Here is a 13,286-nt window from a genome sequence, read left to right on the forward strand (position 1 = left end):
ATATAAAAAAAGGCGTTACACTTAAGTAACACCTTTTTAATTATGAACAATTGTTAATCATTATTTCTTATGTCTAACTTCAGATGACACAGATAATCTTTTTCTTCCTTTAGCTCTTCTACGTGCTAATACTTTTCTACCATTGGCAGAAGCCATTCTTTCTCTAAAGCCGTGCTTGTTTCTTCTTTTTCTTTTAGAAGGCTGAAATGTTCTTTTACTCATTATCTTGTATCTTTAAAATCTGAATAGTATTTTTTACTCTTTAGGCTCTCTTAAAAACCGAGGGCAAATATACGAAGCCTTTACAACTTTGCAAACCTTTTTTAAAAATATTATTGAAATTGTTTTATTAAACACCTCATCGACTCTCACACCAGTATTTAAGTGAGATTAGACATTTTTTTACGGCCAGACAACACCCTTTTTTTCATAAAAATTTAGTTTCTTTGCAGTCTTAAACCGCATATTAAAGTTTTTTTTTAGGAAACCGAACCAAAAAATTGATAAAAATTATGTTCAATAAAAATATAAAACTCGTTATTGCTGTTGGGCTGATAGCCTATGCTGTTTACCTTTTTACAGAAGGCTACGTGGGCAATGGCATTATGCTTATCCTGTTATCGTTAATATTTATATTTCTGTATTTTAAGAATGAGCTTATTCTTTTGGCGTTTTTTAGATTGCGAAAGCAAGATTTTGATGGCGCAAAGAAATGGTTGGACAAAATTAAAAACCCTGAATCGGCCTTAGTAAAAAAACAGCAAGGGTATTACAACTACCTGCACGGTATTATGGTATCGCAATCTAATATGAACGAGGCCGAAAAATACTTTAAAAAGGCAATTTCTTTAGGATTATCAATGAATCACGATTTAGCTATGGCTAAATTGAACCTTGCAGGCATTGCATTTTCTAAGCGTAGAAAACAAGAAGCACAAAAACTGCTTAACGAAGCCACCAAACTGGACAAACAGGGCATGCTTACTGATCAAATAAAAATGATGAAGCAGAATATGAAGCAAGCCACGGGACCTAACCAGCATTATGGCACCGGAGGTTCTTTAAGGTCTCAAAAAAGAAGAAGCAGATAAAAACTACACAATTTGTCAACTTAAACTTGTTATAAAGGGTTTGTACAAAATTAAGATGCTGAAATGAATTCAGCTTGACAAAGCATTTAAATTAACGGAGCCCACAACCTACAATATGATTCTTTTAATTTTTGGATTTTTGGACGGTTTTGCCAGCTTTTAGGCTCAATGAGTTCACATACTTTTAAATCTTCAATAAACTGTTGCTTTAAAATTTTGGCTTTTCCTTCGTCATAAATAAATGAATTAACCTCGAAGTTAATATTAAAACTCCGGTAATCCATATTTGAAGTACCTATTGTTGAAAAAATATCGTCAACAACCATGGTTTTGGCGTGTACAAAGCCTTTTGTATAGCGGTATACTTCTATACCGGCTTCCAGTAAATGTTGTAAATACGAATTGGTGGCATGCTTAACCACCCAAGAATCTGATTTTTTAGGAATAATTAACTTAATATCCACACCACTTTTTGCAGCTACCTGAAAAGCCATAATCATTTGGTCGTTAGGCACAAAATAAGGTGTTGTGATATAAACATAATCTTCGGCTGTAGTGATGGCCGTAAATATAGCTTCCATAATATAAGCCCAATCGGTATCTGGGCCACTGGCCGCTATTTGTACTGCCACATTATCTTTACAATCAACTTCGGGAAAATAAGAATGGTCAATATTTAGTTTTTCACCTGAGACAAAATGCCATGTTGTAAAGAAATTGATTTGCAACGATTTTACCGATTCGCCAACAATACGCGTGTGTGTGTCGCGCCAAAAAGTCTCATTGTATTCGTTAACATAATCGTCTGCAATATTAATTCCCCCTACATAAGCAATTTCTCCATCGATAACAGCAATTTTTCGGTGGTTTCGATAATTCATCTTACCTGTAAACCTAGAAAAAACTACAGGCATAAACGGGTAATGTTCAATACCAAATTCACTAAATTTCTTTTTTGTTTTTGATGATAATTTACTGCCAACATCGTCATAACTAAGCCTCACTTCAACACCATCATTAGCTTTTTCGCATAGTATTCTCAAAATTTTATCCCAAATTTCACCTTCATGTATCGCGTAATATTCTAAATGAATGTGATGTTTGGCCGCATTTAAATCTTTTATAAGACACTTAAATTTATCATCGCCATTAATCAAGACATCTACTTTGTTACATAGTGTTAAAGGCGATATTTTATTGCTGTATAAAAGCTTAACGAGCTTAACTTTACCTTCAAGTGATTTATCAACCTCTTGAATTTCTTCCTGATTTAATTCAAGTTCGTCGTTTATTGATTTAATAATGGATTGATTAAGAACCTCTTTTCTATTGAAAATTTTATTCTTTCGATATTCTTGTCCGAACAAATAATAAACAAGCACCCCCAAAAAAGGAAAAAAAACCAAAACAATGATATAAGACAATGTTTTGGTTGGGTTAATGTTTTTAAGCACAATGGTTATAACCGCAGATATGGCTATAATGTAGTTTAGGACTATTAAAATAGTCCAGAAATGGTCTTTAATAAAATCTATCACAAATATTAATTATAATATCCTTTTTCTGGAATATCGATAAAATACTGTTTACGGGACCTGTTGTTTAAATGCGGTTCGCGTAACCAAGGGTTGTGTATTTTCAATAATTTATAGTTAATGCCAAACTGTTCAGCAAATTTTGTGAAATCGGTAACTGCCGTATCAACTTCCACCTGATATGTGGGCACTTGATTATAAAGATCCTTTTCTCTAAAGTTAAAGCCATACTTTGATGGATTGGACAAAATTTCCTTAAAAGCCACAATTCTAAACACATAGCGCCCAGTTTCTTCGCCAAGCAATAAATCGTAATAATCAGAAACATTTTGTTCCTCTAAACGTCTTGAAATACCAGCATTTCCAGCATTATACGCAGCTGCAGCTAAGGTCCATGAGCCTAAGTTCTCTTTAGCATCTAAAAGGTACTTACAAGCGACTTCGGTCGCTTTTTCCAAATGGTAACGTTCATCTACATTATCATTAACCTCCAAGCCATTTTCTCGACCGGTAGCAGGCATAATTTGCCAAACACCTCGTGCACCTGCGGGCGAAACTGCATTGGTTAATCCACTTTCTATAACGGCCAAATATTTAAAATCATCTGGAATACCATGCTTTGCTAATATGGGCTCAATTACTGGAAAGTATTTTTTTGCGCGTTTAAACATAAGCAACCCGTTAGACTGCCAATAGGTGTTTACCAACAATTCTCTATCTATACGCTCTAAAATGTCAGGGTTTTCAATAGGAACGGGTTCTCCCGCGAAATTTAAATCTCGAGGAACTTGAAGTGCATAAACATTATAATCGTTTATAAGTTTTGTTTCAAAGTTTTCATCTGTTGGTGCGTCTTGGAGGGCATTAATAAAGAATACGCATAAACTTAATAATCCCACCAGCGCTAGTGCTTTCTGTACAATCTTCATTTTTAAAAAGTTTTCTATAAAATTAAACAAAATAAAACTAGTTATCTAAAATTATTCTAGGCAAATTTTCATTAAACCACTTATACTTATTGATAATCATAATGTGCGTTCCACCCTTTATAGCTATGCACTTTTTTATATTTTTAATAGGGAACACCGAATCGTTATCCCCATGAATATGGACCAAATCTTTGCGGTATTCCTTTTGGTTCCAGCAAACCATATTTTTAATGGCCCAACTTAGGTATTGGTCGTCATTAACCGAAAGGTATTTTTTATAAAGTTTTATCCGCTTTTCTATAGTTTTACCAAACGGATACTTTTCCAGAACGTCTATTTTACTGGCCAATTGTGTGGGCACAATTTTATACGCCCCAGTAGCTTTTGCCAAAAGCATTCTTGCGGGAAGCTCGTCAACACTTTTTACACTAGAAATAATAATGAGCTTTTGCGCATGGATATACTTATCCATTTCTTGAACCAATACGCCACCAAAAGACACCCCAACCATAACCACGTTGCGATGCTTTATTTTTTTACTCAAACGCAAGGCATAGTCACTAATCGACTCATTTTCATAGGGTAAAAGCCATTCTAAAAGATGAATTTTAAATTGATACTCGGGTAATTTTATATATTCGAAAATTTTTGGGCTCGCTGCCATTCCAGGCATAAAATAAACATGTATTAACTCTTGATGCATAGGACATTAACCTTAAAACTCCTTTATTTTTTGCTTTTTTTTACGTACTTTTGCACAAAGTTATACAAATAGTACTCACTATTTTACACTCCTTTTAAATTAAAACATTTTACCATGGTTGAAGCTGCAGAATTAATTGACAATGAGTTTTTGCGTCAATTTGAAATTAAAATTGATGGTCATTTAGCAAAAATTGAATACTCACTGCAAGAACGAAAAATCTTTTTAACCAAGCTAGTAATCCCAGAAGACATTAAAAACGAGAATTTCAAAAAAGACTTTTTAGCACTTGTTTTTGAACACATTGCAGAGCGCAATTTAAGCATTGTTCCTACCAGCCCAGAAATTGCAAAATTTGTAAGAGGCAATAGAAAATACAAAAGAATGCTTCCTGTTGGAGTTAGAATCTAAATGACTAACACAACTCCTTTAAAAGATTGAAAAAAGTCTGGAATTACATGTAACTCCAGACTTTTTTATTGTTCAATACAACTTCATTACTTTCATGAAGATGAAACCGCTTGGTGCACAAACTGAAAACGCACCAAACCATCGGTATCAATTTCGGTTAATTCAACCTCTTGTAATGTATTTACCAATTCTGGGTTCCAAGGCACTTTTACTTTAACATAATTTTCAGTAAAACCATGAATATACCCTTCTTTATTCTCACCCTCAAATAAAACCGTTCGTGTAGTTCCTAATTGGCTTTCGTAAAAAGCACGACGTTTTTTAACTGACAGACCGCGTAACATTTTACTGCGCTTATTTCTTACATTTTTTGGCACCACACCATCCATTTCTGTGGCTTCGGTGTTATCGCGCTCAGAATAGGTAAAAACGTGCAAATACGAAATATCCAATTCGTTTAAAAAATTGTAAGTTTCTAAAAAGTGTTCATCGGTTTCACCCGGAAAACCTACAATAACATCAACGCCAATACAGGCATGTGGCATTACTTCCTTAATTTTTGCTACACGATCAACATACAGTTCGCGCATATAGCGACGCTTCATTTTTTTTAAGATGATGTTACTCCCAGATTGCAATGGCACATGAAAATGCGGCACAAAAGCTCTGGATTTCGACACCAAATCTATCGTGTCGTTTTTTAACAGATTGGGCTCAATTGAAGAAATGCGCAAACGTTCAATTCCGTTTACCTTATCCAACTCGGTTACCAAATCCAAAAAGGTGTGTTCGTGCTTTTTATTTCCAAATTCACCTTTTCCGTAATCACCAATATTAACACCCGTAAGCACAATTTCCTTGATATTTTGCTCTGAGATTTCCTTGGCATTTTTGAGTACATTTTCCATGGTATCGCTTCGAGATATGCCTCGAGCCAACGGTATGGTACAATAAGTACACTTATAATCGCACCCATCCTGAACCTTTAAAAACGCCCGGGTTCTATCTCCAATGGAATAACTGCCCACATAAAAATCGGCCTCTTCGATTTCACACGAATGCACCTCGCCAAAATCGTTTTTGGTCAGGTCGTTTAAATAATCGGTAATCTTAAACTTTTCGGTAGCCCCCAAAACCAAATCTACACCATCAACATCGGCAAGTTCTTGTGGTTTTAACTGGGCATAACACCCCACAGCCGCTACAAAAGCTTCCGGATTTGCTTTTTGCGCCTGCTTTACAATAGTCTTAAAACGTTTGTCGGCATTTTCGGTTACCGAGCAGGTGTTAATAACGTAAATATCAGCATTTTCAGAAAAATCAACCCGATCAAAACCTTCGTCGTTAAAACTTCTGGCTATGGTGGATGTTTCCGAAAAATTAAGCTTACAACCCAGTGTATAAAATGCGACTTTTTTATTCATATAACCTTTTATGCCCTTAACTTGTTTCGGGTTTTTATAAAATATATCTTTACATCTAAAAGATTGCAAATTTACAACTAATAAATCACATGATAAAACCTGTTTTAGGCCGAATAATATTCTATTTATCAATTAGTTGTACTTTATTTTTGATTTCTTCCTGCGGAAGCGACACCAATTCCAATAAAGACCATTTGGTTTTTCGATACAACGAATACGCTAACATCAATACACTCGACCCCGCTTTTTCGCGTACTTTGCAAGATAATTCGGTATGCAACCAACTTTACAACGGACTTGTTCAATTGGATGACGAACTCAACATCCTGCCTAGTATTGCTAAAAGTTGGATGGTTTCTGAAGACGGACTAACATACACTTTTCAGTTAAGGGACGATGTGTATTTTCACAAGCATGAATTATTTGGAAAAGACTCCACGAGAACCGTTACAGCTTCAGACTTCACCTATAGCCTAAACCGTTTACGAGACCCTAAAATTGCGGCACCCGGCAGCTGGGTTTTAAACAAGGTGGACGATTTTAAAGCGGTAAGCGATACTGTTTTTAAAATCCAACTAAAACAGCCTTTTCCCGCTTTTATTGGTTTGCTGACCATGAAATACTGTTCGGTAGTACCCAAGGAAATTGTTGAACATTACGGCTCTGAATTTAGGGCACACCCCATAGGTACTGGCCCATTTAAGTTTAAGCGCTGGGAAGAAAACATCAAACTGGTTTTCAGAAAAAACAAAAATTATTTTGAATACGACCAAAACGGCAAGCAACTTCCTTATTTGGAAGCGGTGGCACTTACCTTTTTACCTGATAAACAAAGTGAGTTTTTACAGTTTATTCAGGGCAACCTCGATTTTTTAAACAGTATGGATGCTTCATATAAAGATGAATTATTAACCGCAGACGGCAAACTAAGAAAACGGTACAAAAAAACGGTTAACATGATTCGCGGCCCATATCTAAATACCGAATATTTAGGTTTTTATCTAGATTCTGAAACACCTGAAATACAATCGGAATTGATTAGGAAAGCCATAAATTATGGTTTCGACCGAAAAAAAATGATGATTTACTTGCGAAATGGTATAGGTAACCCGGCCGATGGCGGTTTTATCCCTATTGGTCTGCCTGGGCACAACAAAAACATTGGTTTTACCTACCAACCCAAAAAAGCAAAACAACTGATAGAAAAATTTAAGGCTGAAAGCGGCATTGCAAATCCAGAAATAACGTTGGTTACGACTAGCAATTATTTAAGTTTTTGTGAGTTTATCCAGCGGGAACTGGAAAAGTCTGGACTAACCATTAACGTAGACGTTATGCCAGAGGCTACTTTGCGTGCTGGCCGCTCTAACGGAAAAGTTGATATGTTTAGAAGCTCTTGGATAGCCGACTATTTAGATGCAGAAAACTACCTATCTATATTTTACAGTAAAAATTTTGCCCCTGGTGGCTCTAACTATTTTCATTACAAAAATACAGAATTCGACAGCTTGTACAACAAAGCGTTTACCGTTACCGATATTGAACAACGAAAATTACTTTACACTAAAATGGACTCCTTAGCTATGGATAAAGCATTAATGGTGCCTTTGTATTATGATGAAGTGGTACGATTTACTCAAAAGAATGTGAAAGACTTGGGCATAAACCCTATTAATTTGTTGGATTTAAGACGGGTTAAAAAAACGAAAACCAACTAAACATAGGCTACTCGCCTTCTGCTGGTTTTCCAATGTCATTTATTTCATCTTTTACCACAACAACCGATTTTTTCCATCGGTTCTCAAGCAAGGTATAAAAGCCCCAAAGCGTTAACAATCCTATAGGAAGCGCTAACAGACTGATACCAAAATTTGATTCCCAATTAAACCCCCAACCGAACACGGCCATATCTAAAACAGCTATAATCGCAAGCACCAAAATACCTGATGCATAATAAATAATAATGCTCAAAATAGCAAACAACCACTTACTTTGATCGTATTCCTCGGCTAAATCATAAAATCGTTTTCCTATGAAGTAAATAAGTAAAATTCCAAGCATAATTTATCCCCGTCTATATTTTTTGGTTTGCTCAAAAACATGCTCTAAAATAGCCTTGTCTTGTTCCGAAAATTCAACATTTCTTCTGGACATCACTACTTGGGCCACTTCAAATGATTTTTTTGTCAGGTAGGTTGTAAATCCGCTATTACCGCCCCAGCTAAAACTCGGCACAAAATTTCTAGGAAATCCACTACCAAAAATATTGGCACTTACCCCAACAACAGTACCCGTATTAAACATCGTGTTAATACCACATTTACTATGGTCGCCCATCATGAGGCCACAAAATTGCAATCCCGTTTTGGCAAAACGTTCCGATTGATAGTCCCAAAGGCGCACCTCGGCATAATTGTTTTTAAGGTTGGAGTTATTAGTATCTGCACCCAAATTACACCACTCACCCAAAACCGAATTCCCCAAATATCCGTCATGGCCTTTATTGGAATTCGCAAACATTACAGCGTTATTAATTTCGCCTCCCGCTTTGCAACTTGGCCCAATTGTAGTTGGTCCATAAATTTTAGCACCCATTTTTATGGTTGCGCCGCTACATAAAGCAAATGGCCCCCTAACAATAGCACCTTCCATAATTTCGGCCTTTCTACCAATATATATGGGCCCCTTGCTGGCATTTAAGGTTGCAAACTCTAGTTTTGCCCCTTTTTCGATAAATATATTTTCGGGCGCAATAACATTATTACTAGACGGAATGGGTTGCGATTTTCGGTTTTTTGTAATCAGTGCAAAATCTTCCTGAATGGCCTCGCCGTTTTTAGAGAAAATATTCCAAGTATGTTCTATTTTTATAATCTCCTGGCTGAATTCGATAGCTTCAAAGGCATCAAAATCAATATCCTCTTGCGCCTCCTTCGTAAAAAACGCTATAACATCTTCACCCTTAAAAATGGCTTGGTTTTCCTTTAGGTCTTTTATCATTTCAACCAGTTCCAAATTGGGAAGGTACGATGCGTTTATCATCACGTTTTCTTCCATTTCTACCATAGGAAATTTATCAGATAGATAATCTTCGGTAATTGTTGTGGTTGTTGTATCTAAAAACGATTCCCATTTTTCCCTAATGGTTAAAATACCAACACGGATGTCGGCTACCGGTCTAGTGAATGTAAATGGCAACAAGCTGTTGCGCGACGGACCATCAAAAAGAATATAGTTCATAATTGCAGCTGGTATAAAAAGGAAGGCAGAAATTTTACGTTCTTTTATCCAAAAATGTTTTGCTTACTCAAATGTAACTTAATTGTACAAAACAAAAAAGCCTTTCATTGCTGAAAGGCTTTAAAATATTTCTAAGCTAAATTTATTTTTTGAATTTAGCGTATTTGTTTTTGAATTTATCAATACGACCAGCAGTATCCACCAATTTAGATTTACCAGTGTAGTAAGGATGCGATGTTCTAGAAATCTCCATTTTCACTAATGGATACTCAACACCTTCAACCTCGATAGTTTCATTAGTTTCTGCGGTAGATTTTGTTAAAAACACATCGTCGTTAGACATATCTTTAAACGCCACTACTCTATAATTTTCTGGATGTATACCTTTTCTCATCGCTAAATGCTTTTTATTCTTTTCAATTTTGGAAGTGCAAATTTAAGCAATTTTTACAAATGCGCAACACTTTTTAATATTTTTTATTCTATCTACAAATGTAACGTTTTAGTATCTTTGATTACTAACAAACCAACTAAAAATAACAATCAAAATATCATGGAAAAATCTTTAAAATCAATTGCTACAAATTACGGGCTTTACTTGGGTATTTTACTTTCGCTCATCACTGTATTATCTTATGCGATTAACATAGAATTGTTAACCAATATGTGGGTAGGCATATTTATTTTAATAGCCATTATAGTTATAGGCATAATATCGGTTGCCAAAACAAAACAAGCGCAAAACGGTTTTGCCAGTTTTAAAGAAGCGTTTACTTCATTTTTCATAACTGTTCTTATTGGTTTGCTAATAAGTACTTTTGTTTCTTTTTTGTTGTTCAATGTCATTGACACCGAAGCAGCAGAAACTTTAAAACAAAAAACTTTAGAACAGACCGTTGAAATGATGGAAGGCTTTAATGCTCCGGTTGAAACCATAGACCAAGCCATTGAACAAATTGAATCACAAAACCAATATTCCATAGGAAACATTCTTAAAGGTTTAGCTGGTTATTTGGTGCTTTTTAGCATTATTGGTTTAATTGTTGCCGCTGCACTGAAAAAAAGTAATCCAGAGGCCGAATAAATTCAGTACTTTTGACCTATTGAATTTTGAAAACATCTAAATGAACATATCTGTAGTTATACCACTACTTAACGAACAGGAGTCTTTAAAAGAATTGCACGATTGGATTGTAAGGGTTATAACGTCCAACGGCTTTTCGTACGAAATTATCTTTATTGATGATGGTAGTACAGACAGTTCATGGCCTACTATTGTAAACCTTTCGGAAGAAAACAGTAACGTAAAAGGGATTCGGTTTTTAAAAAACTTTGGAAAATCGCAAGCACTGCATGCCGGCTTCGATAAAGCCGTGGGCAACGTGGTGATTACCATGGATGCCGATTTACAGGACAGTCCAGACGAAATCCCCGAACTGTACCAAATGATTACAAAAGAAGGTTTCGACTTGGTTTCGGGCTGGAAAAAGAAACGCTACGATTCGGTGATTTCAAAAAATATGCCTTCAAAACTGTTCAATTGGGCCGCCAGAAAAACATCTGGAGTAAAACTCAACGATTTTAACTGTGGCCTGAAAGCCTATAAAATTGATGTAGTAAAAAATATTGATGTTAATGGTGAAATGCATCGTTACATTCCGGTGCTTTCAAAAAACGCTGGTTTTACTAAAATAGGCGAGAAAGTAGTACAGCACCAGGCCCGTAAATACGGTGTTACCAAATTTGGCATGAACCGCTTTATCCACGGCTTTTTAGATTTAATTACCATCTGGTTTTTATCGCGTTTTGGCAAACGCCCCATGCATTTGTTTGGCGCATTGGGCTTTCTAATGTTTGCCATAGGTTTTGCTTTTTCGATGTATTTGGGTATCGATAAGTTGTTTTTGAATCCATCTGGAAGACTTATTACGCAGCGTCCACAATTTTATATAGCCCTTTCCACAATGGTTATCGGAACTCAATTTTTCGTGGCTGGTTTTTTAGGTGAAATTGTTCTTCGCAACAAATCCGACAAAAAACGCTACTTAATTAAAGAGAAATTAAATTAAAACTAAAATTTTTCAAACTATTTATTAACTTTAAAACATCAACCAACTTAAGGTTGATTTTTAGCTATTAATTAACTTTGAACTAAACTTTCACGATTATTATGATACACATTGAACCAAAAATTTTAGAGCGAATTAATGCTTGGCTTACCCCTGCATTTGATAAAAAAACACAGGCAACAATTAAAGACAGCATTGCCAACAACCCAAAGGACATTCAAGAAAGTTTTTACAAAGATTTGGAGTTTGGCACTGGAGGCATGCGAGGTATCATGGGTGTTGGCACCAACAGAATTAACAAATATACACTAGGAAAAAGCACTCAAGGTTTGAGCAATTACCTTCACAAACAATTTTCTGGTGAAAAAATAAAAACAGTTATTGCTTACGATTGCCGCCACAACAGTAAAACCTTGGCTAAAGTCGTTGCCGATGTGTTTTCTGCAAATGGCATTGAAGTGTATCTGTTTGAAGATTTACGCCCAACGCCAGAATTATCGTTTGCCGTTAGACATTTAAATTGCCATTGCGGCATTGTATTAACCGCTTCGCACAACCCACCAGAGTACAATGGTTATAAAGTGTATTGGCAAGATGGCGGACAATTAGTGCCACCGCACGATAGTGCCGTTATCGACATGATTAACGATTTGGATTATGCCGACATAAAATTTAAGGCCAATGACGATTTAATACATTACATAGGCAAAGATGTTGATGCCGACTTTGTTGATGCTTCGGTTGAAAACGGATGTGTTGGCGCAACCCAAGCCGCTAAAGACGATTTAACTATTGTATTTACCTCGCTTCACGGCACATCGATTACGGCCGTTCCCGAAACTTTAAAGCAAGCAGGTTACAAAAACGTCCATATTGTAAAAGAACAGGAAACTCCCGATGGCGATTTCCCAACAGTAAAATCACCAAACCCTGAAGAACCTGCCGCATTAAAAATGGCTTTGGAACTCGCTGAAAAAGTAAATGCCGATATCGTTATAGGTACCGACCCCGATTGCGACAGACTAGGTGTTGCTGTTCGTAATTCTGAAAAAAAACTACAATTATTGAACGGAAATCAGACTATGATTATGATGACTGATTTCCTACTAAAACAATGGAAAGCGGAAGGAAAAATAAAAGGAAAGGAATTTATTGCTACAACCATTGTGTCTACGCCTATGCTTAACAAACTTGCCGATGCCTATGGTGTGGATAATAAAATTGTACTGACTGGTTTTAAATGGATTGCCAAACTCATTCATGATTTTGACGACTTAAGTTTTATTGGCGGTGGTGAAGAAAGTTTTGGCTATTTGGTTGGTGATTTTGTTCGCGATAAAGATGCTGTAACCTCAACACTTTTGGCTTGCGAAATCGCTGCTATTACAAAATCTAACGGCAGTTCGTTCTATGAAGAACTTTTAAAACTCTATGTTGAACACGGGTGCTTCAAGGAAAAACTTGTTTCGCTAACCAAAAAAGGCATTGAAGGCGCCGAAGAAATAAAACAAATGATGACCGATGCCCGCAACAATACACTTAAAGTTATAAATGGCTCAAAAGTCGTAAAATTTGAAGATTACGATCTATCTATTCGTAAAAACATGGTTACAGGTGAGGAAAGTGCTATAGATATTCCAAAATCAAATGTACTGATTTATTACACTGAAGATGGTAGCCAAGTGGCGTTAAGGCCTAGTGGTACAGAACCCAAAATAAAGTTCTACGTTAGTGTTAATACGAAATTAGACAGCGTTTCAAATTTTAATCAGACTGAGGCCGATTTGGATGCTAAAGCCGAAGCGATTTTAAAAGACATGAAATTAATTTAATAACACGTATCTTTGCACAAAACTACATGCTTTTATGGTTTCCATAAAAGCA

The 13,286-nt window shown here is 35.9% G+C and carries 14 protein-coding genes; 6 read left to right on the forward strand and 8 right to left on the reverse strand.

The features are described from left to right. Positions 1-60 precede the first annotated feature (60 nt). Complete coding sequence (gene rpmH / locus GSB9_01256; GenBank protein UKM64699.1) at positions 61-222, reverse strand: 50S ribosomal protein L34; 162 nt, start codon at positions 220-222, stop codon at positions 61-63. A 290-nt stretch (positions 223-512) separates the two neighbouring features. On the opposite strand from rpmH, the gene GSB9_01257 reads away from it, so the two are divergent. Further along, a complete protein-coding gene (locus GSB9_01257) occupies positions 513-1,091 on the forward strand; it encodes a DUF2892 domain-containing protein (GenBank protein ID UKM64700.1) in 579 nt (192 codons plus the stop codon). Positions 1,092-1,177: 86 nt separating this feature from the next. On the opposite strand, the gene cls is transcribed toward GSB9_01257, so the two are convergent. The 3 genes from cls to GSB9_01260 are packed head-to-tail and all read right to left on the reverse strand — an operon-like array spanning position 1,178 to position 4,258. Next, positions 1,178-2,629: a cardiolipin synthase gene (cls, locus tag GSB9_01258; protein UKM64701.1), complete on the reverse strand. Its 1,452-nt coding sequence runs from the start codon at positions 2,627-2,629 to the stop codon at positions 1,178-1,180. A 5-nt stretch (positions 2,630-2,634) separates the two neighbouring features. Further along, the gene (locus tag GSB9_01259) at positions 2,635-3,555 is read right to left on the reverse strand and encodes a lytic transglycosylase domain-containing protein (protein ID UKM64702.1); all 921 of its coding nucleotides are present in this window, start codon (positions 3,553-3,555) and stop codon (positions 2,635-2,637) included. A 37-nt stretch (positions 3,556-3,592) separates the two neighbouring features. Continuing rightward, the gene (locus GSB9_01260) at positions 3,593-4,258 is read right to left on the reverse strand and encodes an alpha/beta hydrolase (GenBank protein UKM64703.1); all 666 of its coding nucleotides are present in this window, start codon (positions 4,256-4,258) and stop codon (positions 3,593-3,595) included. 114 nt (positions 4,259-4,372) lie between these two features. On the opposite strand from GSB9_01260, the gene GSB9_01261 reads away from it, so the two are divergent. Further along, entirely contained in the window at positions 4,373-4,669 is a 297-nt protein-coding gene (locus GSB9_01261; GenBank protein UKM64704.1) for an N-acetyltransferase, read from the forward strand. Positions 4,670-4,761: 92 nt separating this feature from the next. Here GSB9_01261 and mtaB read toward each other — a convergent pair whose 3' ends face one another. Next, the gene (gene mtaB / locus GSB9_01262; GenBank protein UKM64705.1) at positions 4,762-6,093 is read right to left on the reverse strand and encodes a tRNA (N(6)-L-threonylcarbamoyladenosine(37)-C(2))-methylthiotransferase MtaB; all 1,332 of its coding nucleotides are present in this window, start codon (positions 6,091-6,093) and stop codon (positions 4,762-4,764) included. A gap of 89 nt (positions 6,094-6,182) precedes the next feature. Here mtaB and GSB9_01263 point away from each other — a divergent pair, with 89 nt between their 5' ends. Then, positions 6,183-7,811: an ABC transporter substrate-binding protein gene (locus tag GSB9_01263; GenBank protein UKM64706.1), complete on the forward strand. Its 1,629-nt coding sequence runs from the start codon at positions 6,183-6,185 to the stop codon at positions 7,809-7,811. A 7-nt stretch (positions 7,812-7,818) separates the two neighbouring features. Here the strand turns inward: GSB9_01263 and GSB9_01264 are convergent, their stop codons facing one another. The 3 genes from GSB9_01264 to GSB9_01266 form a co-directional block, all read right to left on the reverse strand. Next, positions 7,819-8,154, reverse strand: a complete 336-nt coding sequence (locus tag GSB9_01264) for a hypothetical protein (protein UKM64707.1) — start codon at positions 8,152-8,154, stop codon at positions 7,819-7,821. A gap of 3 nt (positions 8,155-8,157) precedes the next feature. Beyond that, positions 8,158-9,333, reverse strand: a complete 1,176-nt coding sequence (locus GSB9_01265) for a GlmU family protein (GenBank protein UKM64708.1) — start codon at positions 9,331-9,333, stop codon at positions 8,158-8,160. Positions 9,334-9,475: 142 nt separating this feature from the next. Continuing rightward, entirely contained in the window at positions 9,476-9,727 is a 252-nt protein-coding gene (locus GSB9_01266) for a type B 50S ribosomal protein L31 (protein ID UKM64709.1), read from the reverse strand. Between the two features lie 159 nt (positions 9,728-9,886). Here GSB9_01266 and GSB9_01267 point away from each other — a divergent pair, with 159 nt between their 5' ends. The 3 genes from GSB9_01267 to GSB9_01269 all read left to right on the forward strand — a co-directional run bounded on the left by GSB9_01267 (position 9,887) and on the right by GSB9_01269 (position 13,234). Next, entirely contained in the window at positions 9,887-10,417 is a 531-nt protein-coding gene (locus GSB9_01267; GenBank protein ID UKM64710.2) for a DUF4199 domain-containing protein, read from the forward strand. Between the two features lie 40 nt (positions 10,418-10,457). After that, positions 10,458-11,402: a glycosyltransferase family 2 protein gene (locus GSB9_01268; GenBank protein ID UKM64711.1), complete on the forward strand. Its 945-nt coding sequence runs from the start codon at positions 10,458-10,460 to the stop codon at positions 11,400-11,402. Between the two features lie 101 nt (positions 11,403-11,503). Further along, on the forward strand, positions 11,504-13,234 hold the full coding sequence (locus GSB9_01269; GenBank protein UKM64712.1) for a phospho-sugar mutase: 1,731 nt from the start codon (positions 11,504-11,506) through the stop codon (positions 13,232-13,234). Positions 13,235-13,286: the final 52 nt, after the last annotated feature.

It is taken from the genome of Flavobacteriaceae bacterium GSB9, from assembly GCA_022749295.1.
Lineage (GTDB): Bacteria > Bacteroidota > Bacteroidia > Flavobacteriales > Flavobacteriaceae > Flavisericum.